This window comes from Paracoccus stylophorae (assembly GCF_028553765.1).
Lineage (GTDB): Bacteria > Pseudomonadota > Alphaproteobacteria > Rhodobacterales > Rhodobacteraceae > Paracoccus > Paracoccus stylophorae.
Genome location: NZ_CP067134.1, coordinates 3,568,100 through 3,584,349, shown reverse-complemented (window position 1 = coordinate 3,584,349; position 16,250 = coordinate 3,568,100). Strand labels below are relative to the sequence as shown.

General features: G+C 68.1%; 15 protein-coding genes. 13 read left to right on the top strand and 2 right to left on the bottom strand.

What is annotated here, in order from left to right:
* Nucleotides 1-9: 9 nt before the first annotated feature.
* From JHW45_RS17665 to JHW45_RS17615, 11 genes are all read left to right on the top strand, one after another.
* Nucleotides 10-522, top strand: a complete 513-nt coding sequence (locus JHW45_RS17665) for a TRAP transporter small permease (protein WP_272858897.1) — start codon at nucleotides 10-12, stop codon at nucleotides 520-522.
* A gap of 1 nt (nucleotide 523) precedes the next feature.
* A complete protein-coding gene (locus tag JHW45_RS17660) occupies nucleotides 524-1,861 on the top strand; it encodes a TRAP transporter large permease (RefSeq protein ID WP_272858896.1) in 1,338 nt (445 codons plus the stop codon).
* Between the two features lie 7 nt (nucleotides 1,862-1,868).
* The gene (locus JHW45_RS17655) at nucleotides 1,869-2,675 is read left to right on the top strand and encodes an IclR family transcriptional regulator (protein WP_272858895.1); all 807 of its coding nucleotides are present in this window, start codon (nucleotides 1,869-1,871) and stop codon (nucleotides 2,673-2,675) included.
* A 2-nt stretch (nucleotides 2,676-2,677) separates the two neighbouring features.
* The gene (locus JHW45_RS17650) at nucleotides 2,678-4,792 is read left to right on the top strand and encodes a 3-hydroxyacyl-CoA dehydrogenase NAD-binding domain-containing protein (protein WP_272858894.1); all 2,115 of its coding nucleotides are present in this window, start codon (nucleotides 2,678-2,680) and stop codon (nucleotides 4,790-4,792) included.
* Nucleotides 4,789-5,964, top strand: a complete 1,176-nt coding sequence (locus JHW45_RS17645; RefSeq protein WP_272858893.1) for an acetyl-CoA C-acyltransferase — start codon at nucleotides 4,789-4,791, stop codon at nucleotides 5,962-5,964. Before JHW45_RS17650 ends, JHW45_RS17645 begins: the two co-directional genes overlap by 4 nt.
* A gap of 11 nt (nucleotides 5,965-5,975) precedes the next feature.
* On the top strand, nucleotides 5,976-7,172 hold the full coding sequence (locus JHW45_RS17640) for an acyl-CoA dehydrogenase family protein (RefSeq protein ID WP_272858892.1): 1,197 nt from the start codon (nucleotides 5,976-5,978) through the stop codon (nucleotides 7,170-7,172).
* A 13-nt stretch (nucleotides 7,173-7,185) separates the two neighbouring features.
* On the top strand, nucleotides 7,186-8,184 hold the full coding sequence (locus JHW45_RS17635) for an acyl-CoA dehydrogenase family protein (protein ID WP_272858891.1): 999 nt from the start codon (nucleotides 7,186-7,188) through the stop codon (nucleotides 8,182-8,184).
* Nucleotides 8,181-8,597 carry a PaaI family thioesterase gene (locus tag JHW45_RS17630; protein ID WP_272858890.1) on the top strand — a complete coding sequence of 139 codons (417 nt, stop codon included), beginning with the start codon at nucleotides 8,181-8,183 and terminating at the stop codon, nucleotides 8,595-8,597. Before JHW45_RS17635 ends, JHW45_RS17630 begins: the two co-directional genes overlap by 4 nt.
* Nucleotides 8,594-9,415 carry an oxepin-CoA hydrolase, alternative type gene (locus JHW45_RS17625; protein WP_272858889.1) on the top strand — a complete coding sequence of 274 codons (822 nt, stop codon included), beginning with the start codon at nucleotides 8,594-8,596 and terminating at the stop codon, nucleotides 9,413-9,415. The genes JHW45_RS17630 and JHW45_RS17625 overlap by 4 nt, the downstream gene beginning before the upstream one ends.
* Nucleotides 9,412-10,926 carry a class I adenylate-forming enzyme family protein gene (locus tag JHW45_RS17620; RefSeq protein WP_272858888.1) on the top strand — a complete coding sequence of 505 codons (1,515 nt, stop codon included), beginning with the start codon at nucleotides 9,412-9,414 and terminating at the stop codon, nucleotides 10,924-10,926. Before JHW45_RS17625 ends, JHW45_RS17620 begins: the two co-directional genes overlap by 4 nt.
* Nucleotides 10,927-11,044: 118 nt before the next feature.
* Complete coding sequence (locus JHW45_RS17615) at nucleotides 11,045-12,751, top strand: thiamine pyrophosphate-binding protein (RefSeq protein WP_272858887.1); 1,707 nt, start codon at nucleotides 11,045-11,047, stop codon at nucleotides 12,749-12,751.
* Nucleotides 12,752-12,868: 117 nt separating this feature from the next.
* Here the strand turns inward: JHW45_RS17615 and JHW45_RS17610 are convergent, their stop codons facing one another.
* Together JHW45_RS17610 and JHW45_RS17605 are read right to left on the bottom strand one after the other, a co-directional pair.
* Nucleotides 12,869-13,789 (bottom strand): SDR family NAD(P)-dependent oxidoreductase, encoded by a 921-nt coding sequence (locus JHW45_RS17610; protein ID WP_272858886.1) that lies wholly within the window; start codon nucleotides 13,787-13,789, stop codon nucleotides 12,869-12,871.
* A gap of 2 nt (nucleotides 13,790-13,791) precedes the next feature.
* Nucleotides 13,792-14,586: an IclR family transcriptional regulator gene (locus JHW45_RS17605; RefSeq protein ID WP_272858885.1), complete on the bottom strand. Its 795-nt coding sequence runs from the start codon at nucleotides 14,584-14,586 to the stop codon at nucleotides 13,792-13,794.
* A gap of 69 nt (nucleotides 14,587-14,655) precedes the next feature.
* Between JHW45_RS17605 and JHW45_RS17600 the strand changes: the two genes are divergently transcribed.
* Nucleotides 14,656-15,828 carry an acyl-CoA dehydrogenase family protein gene (locus JHW45_RS17600; RefSeq protein WP_272858884.1) on the top strand — a complete coding sequence of 391 codons (1,173 nt, stop codon included), beginning with the start codon at nucleotides 14,656-14,658 and terminating at the stop codon, nucleotides 15,826-15,828.
* Nucleotides 15,825-16,244, top strand: coding sequence for a PaaI family thioesterase (locus JHW45_RS17595; RefSeq protein WP_272858883.1), 420 nt, complete (start codon nucleotides 15,825-15,827; stop codon nucleotides 16,242-16,244). Before JHW45_RS17600 ends, JHW45_RS17595 begins: the two co-directional genes overlap by 4 nt.
* Nucleotides 16,245-16,250 lie beyond the last annotated feature (6 nt).

Below are 16,250 nucleotides of genomic sequence, written 5' to 3'. Positions count from 1 at the left end.
GGGCGATCCATGAAGGCCATCGAACGTGTCATGCTTGAACTGGCGGTCGTCTCGACGCTGGCGCTGGCGCTGATGATCACCGTCAACGTGGTGGCGCGCGCGCTGCTGGGCTGGACCATGCCCGACATCGTCATCCTGGTGCGCGAACTGATGATCCCCACGATCATGCTGCCGCTTGCCGCGGCGACGGCGAACCGGGCGCATATCGCGGTGACCTTCGTCACCGACCGGATGCCGCCCACGATGCGCGGGCGCATGATCGTCATGGGCTGGATCGTCGCGCTGCTGGCGCTGCTGCCGCTGATCTATGCCGGCTGGCGCGACCTGTCTTCTTCCTGGACCTCGGGCGAGTTCTATGACGGACAGCTGGGCGTGCCGCGCTGGCCGATGCGGCTGGTCTTTCTGCTGGGTCTGATCGCGATGTGGGTCCGCCTGGCGATGATCGCCATCGCCGACACGGCCGAGCTGCGCCGCACCGGCGCCGTGGCCGACCGCCCCCATACCGAAGACGAGGCGATCTGACATGGACGCATCCACCATCGGCCTGATCGCCTTTGCGATGGTCATCGTGCTGCTGGCGCTGCGCGTTCCCATCGCCTTCGTGCTGGCGGGCGTGGCGACCGTCGGCGGGTTCCTGGTCTATTCCCTGCGGACCGGCACGTTCACGCCGGAACGGGCGATCAATCCCGTCACCTCGCTGGTGATGAACAGCTTTTTCGAGCTGATCCATTCCTATGACCTGTCGATGATCCCGCTGTTCGTGGCGCTGGGCAACATCGCCTATCGCGCCGGGATCACCACCCGCATCTATGACGCGGCGAATGTCTGGCTGCGGCGCATTCCGGGCGGCGTCGGCGTGGCGTCGGTCATGGGATGCGGGGGCTTTTCCGCGATCTCGGGGTCGTCCATCGCCTGCGCCTCGACAATGGGGCGCATCTGCGTGCCGGAAATGCTGCGGCTGGGTTACGATCCGCGACTGGCCTCGGCCAGCGTGGCGGCGGGCGGCACGCTGGGTTCGCTGATCCCGCCATCGGTGCTGTTCATCCTGTATGGCATCTTCACCGAAACCTCGATCAGCAAGCTGTTTCTGGCCGGCATCCTGCCGGGCCTGCTCAGCCTGGGCGGCTATGTGCTGGTCATCCTGTGGTGGGCGGGCCGGAACCCTGCTGCGGCGCCGGTCGATCCGCAGCCCCTGCAACCGGGCGCGCGCATGGCGGCGGCACTGGCCGCGTGGCCGGCGGTCCTGCTGTTCGCGGTCATCATCGGCGGCATCTATGGCGGCATCTTCACCGCGACCGAGGCGGCTGCGGTCAGCGTCGTTCTGACCATCCTGATCGGCTTTGCGCAGCGCACGCTGACGCTGGCCTCGATGTGGGGTGCGATTCGCGAAAGCCTGATCCAGACCGCGGCCATCTTCCTGATCGCGGCCTGCGCCAAGATCTTCGTCTCGTTCGTGGCGCTGACCGGATCGGCGGGCGCGGTGGTGTCCTGGGTCACCGAGGCGGGCCTGCCGCCCCTGGCCCTGATGATCGCGATCAGCGTGCTGTATCTGTTCCTGGGCATGTTCCTGGACCCGATCGGCATCATCGTGCTGACGCTGCCCTTTGTCATTCCGCTGATCGACGGCATGGGGCTGGATCTGATCTGGTTCGGCGTGATCGTCGTCAAGCTGCTGGAGATCGGGCTGATCACGCCCCCCGTGGGGCTGAACGTGTTCGTCATCGGCAACGTGGTGCGCGGCTCGGTCACGGTCGATCAGATCTTTGCGGGCGTCGTGCGGTTCCTGATGATCGACCTGGTGGTGCTGGCGATCCTGATCCTGGTGCCGGCAATCTCGACCATCATCCCGAACGGCATGTGAGGACGCGATGACCAAGCCTCAGGTCGATCCCCGCTTTGCAACCACGCTGGCCCGCGGGTTGTCGGTGCTGCGCGCGTTTCGCCCCGCCGATGACGGGCTCAGCAATGCCGAGATCGCGCAGCGCACAGGCCTGCCGAAATCGACCGTCTCGCGGCTGACCTGGACGCTGGGCAGCTTGGGCTATCTGACCCAGTCGCCGCGCGACGACCGTTTCCGCCCCGGTCCGACGCTGGTCGCGGTGGGTCAGGTCGCCTCGGCCTCGCTGTCGTTTCTGGTGCCGGCGCAAGACCTGATGGCGCGTCTGGCGGACGAGACCGGAACGCTGGTCGTGCTGGCGGTGCGCGACGGCACACGGCTGGTCCTGATCCGCACCTGGCGGCCCGCCCGCGTATCCTCCATCTGGCTTGAGGTCGGGCAGCCCGTCGCGCTGCGCGGCTTTTCGTCGGCGCGCGCCTTCGTGGCGGCCGCGACGACAGCCGAACTGGCCCGCATCGCGGCCGAGTTTCCGGCGTCCGAGGCCGAACCGTTCGGCCCGATGCCGCAGGTGCGCGACCGCGCGGGTGCCGAACTGACCGCGCGCGGCTTCGTCTTTACCCCCGGCGGCCCGGATGCGGCCGCGCCCTATCACGCCGTCTCGGCGCCGTTCCGGGCGCCGAACCTGCCAGAGCCGGTGGTCTTCACCTGCGGCGCACTACCCGACACCGCCGATGCCGCGCGCATGGAAACCGAAATCGGGCCGCGCCTGGCCGAGGCGATCCGGTCGCTGGAACGCCTGACCGGCCAACCCTCGACCCTGTCCCGCAGAGAGGCATGAGCATGACCGACCAGCCCCCCGTCCAGTATCGCCGCGACGGCGATATCGCCGTGATCCGGGTCGACAACCCGCCCGTCAACGCGCTGTCGGCCGCCGTGCGCACGGGTCTGGCCGAGGCGATGGCGCAGTTGGCGCGCGACGATCAGGCGCGGGCGGCGGTGATCTGCTGCGCGGGCCGCACCTTCATCGCCGGGGCCGATATTTCCGAATTCGGCAAGCCGCCGGTCCAGCCGCATCTGCCCGACGTGATTGCCGCGATCGAGGACTCCGCCAAGCCGGTCATCGCGGCGCTGCACGGCACCGTTCTGGGTGGCGGGCTGGAGGTGGCGCTGGGCGCGCATGGGCGCATCGCGCTGTCCGGCGCGCGCATGGGCCTGCCCGAAGTGACGCTGGGCCTGCTGCCCGGTGCGGGCGGCACGCAGCGCCTGCCGCGGGCCGTAGGGGTCGAGGCGGCGCTGGATCTTGTCACCTCGGGCCGCCAGATCGGCGCGGACGAGGCGCTGAAGCTGGGCCTGATCGACACGCTGGCCGACGGCGACGATCCCTGCGCCGCCGGCGTGGCCGAGGCGCGGCGCTGGCTGGACGAGGGCCGCGCCCCCCGCCGGCTGTCGGAAATAGCCGCGCCCGAGGCCGACCCGCAGATGCTGGACCGCTGGCGCGCCACGGTGGCGAAATCGGCGCGCGGACAGGTGGCGCCGATGCGCGCGTTCGAGGCCGTGGTCAACGGGCTGTCGATGCCCTTTGCCCAGGGCATGGCGATGGAGCGGCAGACCTTTACGGAACTGATGCAGACGCCCGAACGCGCGGCGCTGATCCACGCCTTCTTCGCCGAACGCCGCGCGGCGCAGGCCGACGATCTGGCCGGTGTCAGCCCGCGCAAGGTCGACCGCATCGGCGTCATCGGCGGCGGCACGATGGGACAAGGCATCGCCGCGGCGGCGCTGACCGCGGGGCTGGACGTGACCCTGATCGAACGCGACGATGCCGCCGCCGAAAAGGCCCGCGCCGGCGTCGCGCTTATGCTGGAGGGCGCGGCGAAACGTGGCAAGATCGCGCCGGACGCAGCCGCGCCCTTGATGGAAGGCAGCTTTCGCGCCGTGACCGATTATGACGGGCTGGCCCAGGTCGATCTGGTGATCGAGGCGGTGTTCGAGGATCTGGACGTCAAGCGGGACGTGTTCCGCAGGCTGGACGGGATCTGCCGCCCCGGCACGGTGCTGGCCACGAACACCTCATATCTGGACGTGAACCTGATCGCGGATGCGACCCGGCGGCCGCAGGACGTGATCGGGCTGCATTTCTTTTCGCCGCCGAACATCATGCGCCTGCTGGAAATCGTCGTGGCCGACCGGACCGCGCCAGAGGTGGTGGCCACGGCCTTTGCACTGGCGAAACGGATGGGCAAGATCGCCGTCCGCTCGGGCGTGTGCGACGGCTTCATCGGCAACCGGATGATGCTGGCCTATCGCACGGCGGCCGATCACATGGTGCTGGACGGCGCCTCGCCCTATGACATCGACCGGGCGATCACCGGCTTCGGGTTTGCGATGGGTCCGTATCAGGTGGGCGATCTGGCCGGGCTGGACATCGGCTATGCCACGCGCCAGCGCAAGGCGCCGACGCGCGATCCGCGCGAACGGGTGCCGGTCTTTGCCGACCGGCTGGTCGAGGCCGGTCGTCTGGGCCGCAAGACCGGACGCGGCTATTACATCTATGACGACCAGACGCCCAAGGGCCGGCCCGATCCCGAGATGGCCGGGATGCTGGACGGCATCCGCGCCGAACTGGGCATCACCCCGCGCGATTTCACGGACAAGGACATCCAGACCCGCTATATGGCGGCGATGGTGAACGAGGGCGCGAAGATCCTGGACGAAGGCATCGCCGCGCGGGCGTCCGACATCGACGTGGTGCTGCTGCACGGCTATGGCTTTCCGCGCTGGAAGGGCGGCCCGATGCATTGGGCCGACGCGCGGGGGCTGGACCGCATGGCGGCCGACATCACCCGCCTTGCCGCCGAAAACCCGTATTTCTGGCAGATGTCGCCCTTGCTTGCCCGACTTGCGGCCGAGGGTGGAAGACTGGCCGACGTGAACACCGGAAAGGACGCCAAATGAAGGACGCCGTCATCGTCTCGACCGCCCGCACGGGCATCGGCAAGGCCGGCCGGGGCAGCCTGAACCTGACCCATGGCGCGACCATGGGCGGCCGCGTCGCCTCGGTCGCCGTGGAACGCGCGGGGATCGACCCGGCGCTGATCGAGGACAGCATCTGGGGCTGCGGCTATCCCGAATATGTCACCGGCGGCAACATCGCCCGCCAGATCGTCATCCGCGCGGGCCTGCCGGTCAGCATCGCGGGGGCCACCGTCAACCGCTTCTGCGCATCGGGCCTTCAGGCGCTGGCGATGGGGGCGCACATGGTCCAGCAGGAAGGCGCGCGCGCCATCCTGACCGGCGGCGTGGAATCGATCAGCCTGGTGCAGCCGCCGCCGCGCAATTCGCGCGAGGCGTGGATCGAGGCGAACAAGGCGGATTTGTATCTGCCGATGATCGACACCGCCGACATCGTCGCCGAACGCTATGGCGTCAGCCGTGAGGCGCAGGACGAATACGCGCTGCGCTCGCAGCAGCGCATCGCCGCCGCCCAGCAGGCGGGCCTGTTCGCGGACGAAATCATCCCCATCGACGTGACCCGCGCCGTGCTGGACAAGGCCACGGGCGAGACCCGGAACGAGGACGTCACCTTCACCATGGACGAATGCAACCGTCCCACGACCACGCTGGAGGCGCTGGCCGCGCTGAAGCCGGTCAAGGGCGCGGACCGCTTCGTCACCGCCGGCAACGCCTCGCAATTGTCGGACGGCGCGGCGGCGTTGGTCGTCATGGATGGCGAACTGGCCATGCGCGAGGGCGTGACGCCGCTGGGCGCCTTTCGCGGCTTTGTTGTCGCCGGGTGCGAGCCGGACGAGATGGGCATCGGCCCGGTCTTCGCCGTGCCGCGCCTGCTGGAACGGGCCGGGCTTTCGGTCGACGACATCGACCTGTGGGAACTGAACGAGGCCTTTGCCAGCCAGGCGCTGTATTGCCGCGACCGGCTGGGCATCGACCCCGACCGATTCAACGTGAATGGCGGGTCCATCGCCATCGGCCATCCCTTCGGCATGACCGGCGCGCGCATGGCGGGCCATATCCTGCTGGAAGGCCGCCGGCGCGACGCGAAATGGGGCGTCGTCACCATGTGCATCGGCGGCGGCCAGGGTGCCGCCGGGCTGATCGAAATCTTCTGAAAGGGACCGTCATGGACATGAGCTTTTCGCCCGAGGACCAGGCCTTTCGCGCCGAGGTCCGCCAGTTCCTTCAGGACCGCCTGCCCAAGCGGCTGTCGGAAAAGGTCCGCCTGCACCAGGAACTGACCAAGGCCGAGATCGAGGAATGGCACGCGGTGCTGAACGAAAAAGGCTGGCTGGCCGGCAACTGGCCGCGCGCCTTCGGCGGCGCGGGCTGGACCCCGATCCAGCGCCATATCTTCGAGGAGGAGAGCGCGACGGCCCACGCGCCGCGCGTCCTGCCTTTCGGGATCGCGATGCTGGGGCCGGTGCTGCAGAAATTCGGCAGCAAGGAACAGCAGGACCGTTTCCTGCCGCGCATCCTCAACGGGCGGGACTGGTGGTGCCAGGGCTATTCCGAACCCGGCGCGGGATCGGACCTTGCCTCTGTCAAGACGACGGCGGTGCGCGACGGCGACCACTACATCGTCAACGGGCAGAAGACCTGGACCACGCTGGGCCAGCACGCCAACTGGATCTTCTGTCTCGTCCGCACCCGGTCCGAGGGCAAGCCGCAGGAAGGCATCAGCTTTCTGCTGATCGACATGACCAGCCCCGGCATCACCGTGCGCCCCATCGTCCTGCTGGAGGGCACGCCCGAGGTGAACGAGGTGTTCTTCGACGACGTGCGCGTGCCGGCCGAGAACCTCGTGGGCGAGGAGAACAAGGGCTGGACCTATGCCAAGTATCTGCTGACGCATGAGCGGACCAACATCGCGGGCGTCGGGTTTGCCACGGCGGGGCTTGCCGCGCTGAAGCGCATCGCGCGGGCGCAGGTCGCAAACGGCAAGCCGCTGATCGAGGACCCGTTATTCGCCGCCCGCGTGGCCGCGGTGGAAATCGACCTGATGGCGATGGCCACGACCAATCTGCGGATGCTGGCGCAGGCGGCGGCCGGTCAGGCGCCCGGAGGCGAAAGTTCCATGCTGAAGCTGAAGGGCACCCAGATCCGGCAAGCGATCAACGACCTGACCCGCCGCGCCGTCGGCCCCTGGGCGCTGGCCTTTCCGTCCGAGGCGCTGGAGGGGGCGAATGACGATCTGCCCCCCGGCCCGCCCGAGGCGGCGGCGGCAACGCGCAGCTATCTGAACAACCGCAAGCTGTCGATCTATGGCGGCTCGAACGAAATTCAGCGGGGGATCATCGCGAAATCCCTGCTGGGGCTGTAAGGAGACCCTTGTCATGGATTTCGGGTTCACCGAGGAACAGACGATGCTGGGCGACAGCCTGGCGCGCACGCTGGACCGGGGCGCGGACGCCGCCGCGCTGTTCGACCTGGGCGCGGGCGCGGCGCTGCTGCCCGAGGATGCGGGCGGCTTTGGCGGGACCGGGCCGGACATGCTGATGGTGTTTCGCACGCTGGGCCGCGCGGGGGCCGTGACACCCCTGCTGGACAGCGTGGTGCTGGGCGCGGGCATCCTGGCGGCGGCGGGCGAATCCGATCTGGCCGAGGCCGCGATGTCCGGCACGGCCCGCATCGCGGTGGCGCTGGACGAACCGGGCCAGCGCTACGACGGCACGGTGGCAACCCGCGCCGATGGCGACCGCCTGACCGGCGAAAAATCCGTCGTGCCGGGGGCCGAGGACGCCACCCATCTGATCGTGCGCGCTTTGGACGGCCTGTATCTGGTCGAGGCCGGTGCAGGCGGGCTGACCCTGCGCGGCTATCCCCTGATGGATGGCGGCCGCGCGGCCGAGGTCACGCTGAAGGACACGCCCGCGCGCCGGATCGGGGACGCGTCGCTGCTGGACCGGCCGCTGGCCGCCGCGATCCTGGCCACCTGCGCCGACGCGTTGGGGGTGATGGAAAAGGCGGTCGAACTGACCACCGACTATCTCAAGACCCGCAAGCAGTTCGGCCGGCCCATCGGCTCGTTCCAGGCGCTCCAGCACCGCATGGCCGATCTGCTGACCGAGGTCGAGCAGGCGCGCTCGGCCGTCTGGAACCTGGCCGGGCATCTGGACGCGCCCGACCGTGACCGCCACGTGGCGGCCACCAAATCTCTGGTCGGCCGGGTCGCGTTGATGGTGGCCGAGGAGACGGTGCAGCTGCATGGCGGCATCGGCATGACCGAGGAATACGAGCTTGCGCCCCTGGTCCGCCGTCTGCTGGCCGCCGACGCCCGTTTCGGCGACAGCGACCATCACCTGGAACGCTTCATCGCACTTGCCGCGGCATGAGCGGGGGCGACGGCATCATCCTGGGCGAAACTGGGACGCAGCGGCTGGTCGGCTATGCGCTGGACGTGGGCCAGCCCGACCGCCGCGCCCGCTGCCGGCTGGTGGTGGACGACCGGCACACCAACCGCCACGGCGTGCTTCATGGCGGCATCGCGGCGATGCTGCTGGACAGCGCGGCCGGCGCGACGGCCAGCCTGACGCTGGACGACACCGGGCGGCGGCCGTTCCTGACGGTGTCGCTGAATACCGATTTCATCGGCGCGGGGCGTCCGGGCGGCGTCACCGCCACCGGCCGCATCATCGGCGGCGGGCGCAGCCTGCTGTTCGTCGCGGCCGAGCTTGTCCATGACGACGGCACCCTGATCGCGACCGCGACCGGCGTGTTCAAGCGCGTGCCCGGAGGTGCCCCATGACCGACGCCCGACCCGAGGCGCGGATCGAGGATCGCGGCGATCATCTGCTGGTGACGCTGTCGAACCCCGGCCGCCGAAACGCACTGGCGCCATCCATGTATGTGGAATTGCGCGCCGCGCTTGAACGTGCCGCGACCGAGGACCGTCTGGGCGCGGTCGTCCTGACCGGTGCGAACGGGTATTTCTGTGCCGGGGGCGATCTGAACGCGCTGGCGCAGCGCGCCGGGCTGAGCCGGGAGGACCGCCGCGCGCGGATCGAGGATTTGCAGGCCACCATCCGCGCCATCAGGGCCTGTCCCCGCCCGGTCATCGCCGCAGTCGAGGGCGGGGCCGCCGGCGCGGGCCTGTCGATCGCGCTGGCGTGCGATCTGCTGGTGGCCGCCGAGGATGCGCGGTTTTCGGCCGCCTATGTCCGGGTCGGTCTGGTGCCCGATGGCGGGCTGACCGCGGCGCTGGCGCGAAGGGTGCCGGCCGGGTTTGCCGCGCGGCTGTGCCTGACCGGCGATCCCGTGGACGCGGCCGCCCTGGCCGGGATGGGCGTGGTGACCGATCTGGCGGCGCCGGGCGATGCAGCCCGCCTTGCGACGACGCTGGCCGCGCGACTGGCGCAAGGGCCTGCGGCTGCGCAGGCCGCGATCAAGGCGCTGCTGGCAACCGCCTATGACAACGGGTTCGACGCCCAGCTTGACCGCGAAGCCGACGCCATGGCCGACGCCCTTGCGGGACCCGAGGCGGCGGCGGGCATCGGCGCCCGCCTGAACCGCGCCACCCCCGATTTCGCACGTGGCGGCGCACCCAGGAAGGACACCGACCGATGACCCTGACGCGCATCCATGAGCCGCTGTTCCGGCAAGCCATGGCCCAGCCCGACGCGCCGGCGCTGCGCGATCACGACGACCGGCGGGTGACGTTCGCCGAACTGGCCGGGATCGTGGACGAACTGGCCGCCGATCTGTCCGCCCGCGGGCTGCGCCCGGGCGACCGGCTGCTGATCCTGGCCGAAAACTGCGCCGCGCTTGTCGCGTTGGTCATGGCAGCCTCGCGGCTGGACGCGGTGGCGGTGCCCGTCAACGCCCGCATGACCGACCACGAATTGCAGCGCATCGCGGACCATTCCGACCCCCGGCTGACGGTCTATCTGGCCCACGCCTCGCCGCATGCGCGCGACCATGCCGATCTTGCCGGCGCGACCGGCTGGCAGACGCCGCTTGGCGCGCTGGCCATTGGCGGGGCGCGCGATGCGTCCCGGCCGGACCCGGTGCGCGCGGATACAGGGCAGGCAGCGGTGATCCTGTATACCACCGGCTCGACGGGGACGCCCAAGGGCGTGATGCTCAGCCACGGCAACCTTCTGTTCGGCGGCGAGACCTCGGCCAAGATTCGCGACATGACCCCGGCCGACCTGATCCTGGGCGTGCTGCCTATGACGCATGTGTTCGGCCTGACGTCGATGATGATGGCGGGCATGTTCGCGGGGGCCGAATTGTGGCTGTTCCCGCGTTTCTCTGCCGCGGCGGTTCTGGACGCGCTGCAAGAGGGCGTCACCGTCCTGCCCGCCGTGCCCCAGATGCACGCGCTGATCATGGATGAGGCCGTCCGGCGCGGGACGCGCGGGGCACCCGCGGCCCTGCGCTATGTCTCGTCCGGCGCCGCGCCGCTGGACCCCGACTGGAAGCGGCGTGCCGAGGCGTTCTATGGCACAGCCTTGCAGAACGGCTATGGTCTGACCGAGACCACGGCCGGCGTCACCCTGACCACCAATCCGCCGGGCGTGCCCGATGTCAGCGTGGGACAGCCGCTGCCGGGGGTGGAACTGCGCCTGCGCGATCCCGGTCCTGACGGTGTGGGCGAGATCCAGACCCGCGGCCCCCATATCATGATCGGGTATTTCCGTAATCCAGACGCCACCGCCGTCGCCTTCGACGCCGAGGGGTTTTTGTGCACCGGCGATCTGGGCCGGATCGACGCGGACGGCAATCTGCACATCGCCGGCCGCGCGCGCGAGTTGATCATTCGCGGCGGGTTCAACGTCTATCCGCCCGAAATCGAGGCGGCACTGAACGATCACCCGCATGTCGTGCAGACCGCCGTCATCGGACGCAGGATCGAGGGCGGGAACGAGGAAATTCTGGCCTTCTGCCAGACCGACGATCCCGCAAGCGTGTCCGAGGCCGATCTGCGCGCGCACGTGACCCGGCGGCTTTCCCCCTACAAGCGCCCCGCGCGCATCATCGTGACGACCGCGCTGCCCACCTCTCCCAACGGCAAGATCCTGAAGACCCGGCTGGTGGAGACGTTCCGAGAGGAGCTTGGGGCGGAGCGAGAGTGAAATGATCTGATCGCGGAAAACCGGGACCGTGTGAAGCTGGACTTTTCCGCCAGGATTTCTGGAATGGGGAAAGAGCGCGTTGCGCCCATTCAAGCGAACGGAACGGAGGATCTTCAAGATGCCGCATGACACATCCCCCAAGCCTCGGACCGGCGGTCAGATCCTTGTGGATCAATTGCTGATCCACGGTGCCGACACCGCCTATTGCGTGCCCGGCGAAAGTTATCTCGAGGTGCTGGATGCGCTGCATGACGTCCGGGACAGGTTCAGCCTCATCAATGCGCGGCACGAGGCCGGGGCCGCCAACATGGCCGAAACCCATGGCAAGCTGACCGGCAGGCCGGGGATCTGCATGGTCACGCGCGGCCCCGGAGCCTGCCATGCCGCCATCGGCGTGCATATCGCGCAGCAGGACAGCACGCCGATGATCCTGCTGATCGGTCAGATCGCGCGCGGCACGACCGACCGCGAGGCGTTTCAGGAAATCGACTATCGCGCCATGTTCGGCCCGATTGCCAAATGGGCCGCCCAGATCGACGATCCCGCGCGCGTGCCCGAATACATGGCCCGCGCCTTTCGCGTGGCGACGTCGGGCCGGCCCGGTCCGGTCGTGATCTCGCTTCCCGAGGACATGCTGACGCAGACCGTCTGCGTCCCCGATGCGCGCCCCTACAGCGCCACCCATGCCGCCCTCTCGGCCGAACATCTTCGGATGCTGACGGCCGAGATTGCGCGGGCCGAACGGCCCATGCTGCTGCTTGGCGGCTCGGGCTGGTCCGACGCCAGCGCCGCCGCCATCACCCGGTTCGCCGAGGCGAACAGGATTCCGGTCACGACCTCGTTCCGGCGGCAGGATATCGTCAACAATCTCTCGCCCGTCTATGCCGGGGATTTCGGCACCTCGACCGCGCCCGCGCTTTATGCCCATCAGCGCGAGGCGGATCTGCTGATCGTGATCGGCGCGCGTCTGGGCGAGATGACGACCAAAACCTACAGCACGATCCGTTCGCCCAATCCCGAAACCCGGCTGGTGCATGTCCATCCCGACGCGGATGAGATCGGCCGCGTCTATTCGCCCGATCTCGGTATCGCAGCCGCCCCTGTCTCGGTCGCCGCCGCACTGGACGGGGTCGATCTGGGGCGGGCGCAGGCATGGGGCGGCTGGTGCGACAGGCTGCACGCCGACTATCTGGCCGACACCGAGGCGCCCGAGGACGGGGAACGGGATCTCGACATGGGCGTGGCGCTGGCACAGCTGCGCGACGACTTGCCCGATGACGCGGTGATCACGCTCGATGCCGGCAACCACACCGGGTGGGCGCAGCGATTCCTGCGCTTTGGTCGGCCGGGGCGGATCATCGGCTCTACCTGCGGGGCGATGGGCTATTCGGTGCCTGCCGCCGTCGCCGCCTCGATTGCCCGGCCCGAGCGGCTGACAGTGTCATTCGTGGGCGACGGCGGCTTCATGATGAGCGGGAACGAACTTGCCACCGCCGCGCAACATGGCGGGCGACCCATCGTGCTGCTGTTCAACAACGGGATGTACGGCACCATCCGGATGCATCAGGAACGCGACCATCCCGAACGGATTTCGGGCACCACCCTGCAAAATCCGGATTTCGTTAAGATGGCCGAGGGTCTTGGCGCATATGCCGAGCGTGTCACCAGAACCGCCGATTTCGCCGCCGCCTTTGCCCGCGCCCGCCAAAGCGGTCGCCCGGCGCTGATCGAACTGGTCACCGACCCCGACCAGATCTCGACCCGCACCACCATCGGCAAGCTGCGCGACGCCGCCCGCAAGAAGGCCGACGCAGACCGGCGTTGACGGATCGCAGCCTGAAACCGGTGCCTTTCCGGCGGAAGGTTTTTCCGGCCATGCGGGCAGAAGACTTGCGGCGGGCGGTTCAGGCGTGACCCGGACGTTCCAGATGCGGGTGCGGGATCAGACCGGGTCCCATGAAAATACATCTGCCGACACGTCCAGCGGCACATAGGACGGGCGCAGCGCCGGGATCGCCTGATCGCGGACGCTGTCGATCGTCCAGCCCTCGCCTCGATGGACCGAGCGCAGCGGGCGCGGCTGCGATATCAGGAAAATCTCGTTGTTGCGCACGGCGAATATCTGGCCGGTCGTGTCCGCGCCTTCGTCCGATGCCAGAAACAGCGCCACGGGTGCGATCTTGTCGGGCGACATTTCCTTCATGCGGTTGACGCGCTCTTCCTGTTCGGGGCTGTCGATCTTGATCGACGAGGTCATCCGGCTCCAGGCGAAGGGGGCGATGCAGTTCGAGCGGATGTTCCAGCGTTTCAGATCCAGCGCAATGGATTTCGACAGCGCGGCGACGCCCAGCTTGGCCGCCGAATAATTCGCCTGCGCCAGATTGCCGATCAGCCCCGAGGTTGATGTCATGTGGATCATGCTGCCCGAATTCTGCTGGCGCATGACGTCGGCTGCGGCGCGGCTGACATTGAAACTGCCGTAAAGATGCACCTTCACCACCGCGTCGAAGTTTTCATAGGTCATCTTGTGAAAGAAGCCGTCGCGCAGGATGCCGGCATTGTTGACGACCGCGTCCAGCCGGCCGAACGCGTCCGTGGCCTGCCGCACCATTGCCTGGGCCCCGTCCGGCTGCGACACGTCGTCGCCGTTGGCGACGGCGCGACCGCCGGCCTTTTCGATCTGCGCCACGGCGTCTTCGGCTGCGACGCTGGATTCGCGCTGACCGTCCAGCGTTGCGCCCAGGTCGTTGACGACGACGGATGCGCCGGCGCGCGCGGCCTCGATGGCGATGGCGCGGCCGATGCCGCCTCCGGCGCCGGTGACCAGAACGACCTTTCCGTCAAGGGGTTTTGCTGTCGGCATTCTCATTCTCCGTTGGTTGTGCGGCAGGCGGCGTTTCTGCCGAACAGGCCGCGTTCGATCCGACCGGCCGCGTCGACCAGCGCGCCTGCCAGATGTGCAAGCCCGTCCGCCTCGTGCTGACCCGATATGCTGATGCCGCTCAGCCCGATCCGGGGCGTGCCCCTTGCATCGCGGGCAAGGGCTGCGACCATGTCCAGCCCGCGGAAAAGATGGCCGCTGTCGTGGCTGGTGCCTGTTCGACGCGCCAGGATGACATCCTGCCAATAGCGTTCGAACCCCGGCGCGGATTGCCAGCGGACGCCCGCATAGCCTTTGCGCGTGGTCTCCTTGTCCAGGCCAAGCGTCGCGGCATAGCAGCGGCCGATGGCGCCGGCGAAAACGGGCAGGCGGCTGCCACGGGCGATCACCGCCTGCACGATGCGCGGCGCGGTGAAACGGTCGATCAGAACGATGCGGTCGTTTTCGGTAAACTGCCACAGCGCGATCATCACCTGATGTTCCTGCGCGATGGCGTTCACCAGCGGACGGATCACGTCTGCCGGATCGGCGCCAAGCACCGGCACCGCAAATTCGATCACGCCCATGCCGATCCGGTAGGTCTTGGTTTCGGGGTCGAAATTGACGATGCCCTCATGGCTCAGCGTGCGCAGGATGTTGAAGACCGACGACACGTTCAGCCCGGTTTCCCGCGCGATCTGCGTGGCCCCCATCGGACTGCCCTGGGCTGACAGCAGCCGCAGGATGCTGATCGCGTTCTGGACGGCGGGCACGATCTTCTGTCCGGCATCGTCGGCCATATTATTCCCTTTACAGAATAGCATTCACTATACAGAATGATCGCGAACACGCAAGCGAGGAGATAGGCGATGTCAGCCGGCGTAGATCAGGATGTTTTTGAACAGCTCGTTTCCGCGGTGGACCGATTCGCGCGCGAGCGGCTGATCCCCGCCGAAAAGCGCGTCGAGGAAGAAAACGACATCCCCGCCGACATCGTCGCCGAAATGAAGGAGATGGGACTGTTCGGTCTGACCACACCCCAGGAATATGGCGGGGTCGGGGTGAACGTCAGTCAGGAATCGCGGCTGATCGAAAAGCTGTGTTACGCCTCGCTGGCCTTTCGGTCGCTGATCGGCACCAATGTCGGCATCGGCGCGCAGGGGATCGTGATGGACGGAACCGCGCAGCAAAAGCAGGATTGGCTGCCCGGCATCGCAAGCGGTGATGTCATGACCTCTTTCGCATTGACCGAGCCTGACAACGGATCGGATGCCGGCGGAATCCGCACGGCGGCGCGGCGCGACGGATCGGATTTCGTGATCAACGGAACCAAGCGATATATCACCAATGCCCTGCGCGCCCATGTCTTCACCGTGTTTGCCCGGACCGATCCCGACAAGCAAGGCGCCGACGGTGTATCGGCATTCATCGTGCCGGCCGATACGCCCGGCATCACCGTGGCCAAAGCCGACCGCAAGATGGGTCAGCGCGGCACCAAGACCTCGGATGTGGTCTTCCAGGACGTGCGCGTGCCCGAAAGCGCGATCATCGGCGGACCGGAACGGCTGCACCAGGGCTTTCGCACCGCCATGAAGGTGCTGGACCGGGGCCGCATCCATGTCGGAACGATGGCCGTCGGTCAAAGCCAGCGCATGGTGGATCTTGCCACCGATTACGCGCTGGAGCGCAGGCAGTTCGGCAAGCCGATCGGCGAACATCAGCTGGTGCAGGGGCTGCTGGCCGATTGCCAGGCCGATCTGCATGCCGCGCGCGCACTGGTCCGCGCGACGGCCGAGACCTTCGACCGCGAGGGAAAGGCGATCCTTCAGGCCTCTTGCACCAAGTATTTCTGCACCGAGGCCGCAGGTCGCATCGCCGACCGGGCGCTGCAGATCCATGGCGGCGCGGGTTACATGGCCGAATACGACATCGAGCGGATGTATCGCGATATCCGCCTGCTGCGGATCTACGAGGGCACCAGCCAGATCCAGCAGCTGGTGATCGCCCGCCGCACATTGGCCGAGCGTGCGGGGCGATCATGACACGTGCGCCGAACCGCACATTGCAGGACATGCCGCCGCAATCCAGCTTTGCGGAATTGCTGGGGATCGAGATCGTCTCGGTCACCCCCGACGAGGTCGTCTGCCGCATGAAGGTGACGCCGCAGATGGCCAACCGCAACGGCGTGCTGCATGGCGGTGCGCTGATGACGCTGGCCGACAACGCCGCAGGCAGCGCGGCCTTCATCAACAGCCCTGCCGACAGGACCAACACCACCGTCGAGGCAAAGACGAACTTCATCCGCGCCGTCAAGGTCGGCGACACGCTGACGGCGCGCTGCGTGCCGCTGCATGCGGGCCGGACGACCTCGGTGTTGCAGGTCACCATGACGCGCCAGGACGGCAAGATCGCGGCCGTCACCACCCAGACGCATCTGGTTCTGGACTGGGGCGGCTGACGGAAG

Excerpts from the sequence above, each read along its gene's own strand:
- JHW45_RS17595 (WP_272858883.1), top strand. The coding sequence starts at position 15,825 with ATGACACGTGCGCCGAACCGCACATTGCAGGACATGCCGCCGCAATCC.
- JHW45_RS17650 (WP_272858894.1), top strand. The coding sequence starts at position 2,678 with ATGACCGACCAGCCCCCCGTCCAGTATCGCCGCGACGGCGATATCGCC.
- JHW45_RS17665 (WP_272858897.1), top strand. The coding sequence starts at position 10 with ATGAAGGCCATCGAACGTGTCATGCTTGAACTGGCGGTCGTCTCGACG.
- JHW45_RS17660 (WP_272858896.1), top strand. The coding sequence starts at position 524 with ATGGACGCATCCACCATCGGCCTGATCGCCTTTGCGATGGTCATCGTG.
- JHW45_RS17625 (WP_272858889.1), top strand. The coding sequence starts at position 8,594 with ATGACCGACGCCCGACCCGAGGCGCGGATCGAGGATCGCGGCGATCAT.
- JHW45_RS17620 (WP_272858888.1), top strand. The coding sequence starts at position 9,412 with ATGACCCTGACGCGCATCCATGAGCCGCTGTTCCGGCAAGCCATGGCC.
- JHW45_RS17630 (WP_272858890.1), top strand. The coding sequence starts at position 8,181 with ATGAGCGGGGGCGACGGCATCATCCTGGGCGAAACTGGGACGCAGCGG.
- JHW45_RS17655 (WP_272858895.1), top strand. The coding sequence starts at position 1,869 with ATGACCAAGCCTCAGGTCGATCCCCGCTTTGCAACCACGCTGGCCCGC.
- JHW45_RS17605 (WP_272858885.1), bottom strand. The coding sequence starts at position 14,586 with ATGGCCGACGATGCCGGACAGAAGATCGTGCCCGCCGTCCAGAACGCG.
- JHW45_RS17600 (WP_272858884.1), top strand. The coding sequence starts at position 14,656 with ATGTCAGCCGGCGTAGATCAGGATGTTTTTGAACAGCTCGTTTCCGCG.
- JHW45_RS17635 (WP_272858891.1), top strand. The coding sequence starts at position 7,186 with ATGGATTTCGGGTTCACCGAGGAACAGACGATGCTGGGCGACAGCCTG.
- JHW45_RS17640 (WP_272858892.1), top strand. The coding sequence starts at position 5,976 with ATGGACATGAGCTTTTCGCCCGAGGACCAGGCCTTTCGCGCCGAGGTC.
- JHW45_RS17645 (WP_272858893.1), top strand. The coding sequence starts at position 4,789 with ATGAAGGACGCCGTCATCGTCTCGACCGCCCGCACGGGCATCGGCAAG.
- JHW45_RS17615 (WP_272858887.1), top strand. The coding sequence starts at position 11,045 with ATGCCGCATGACACATCCCCCAAGCCTCGGACCGGCGGTCAGATCCTT.
- JHW45_RS17610 (WP_272858886.1), bottom strand. The coding sequence starts at position 13,789 with ATGCCGACAGCAAAACCCCTTGACGGAAAGGTCGTTCTGGTCACCGGC.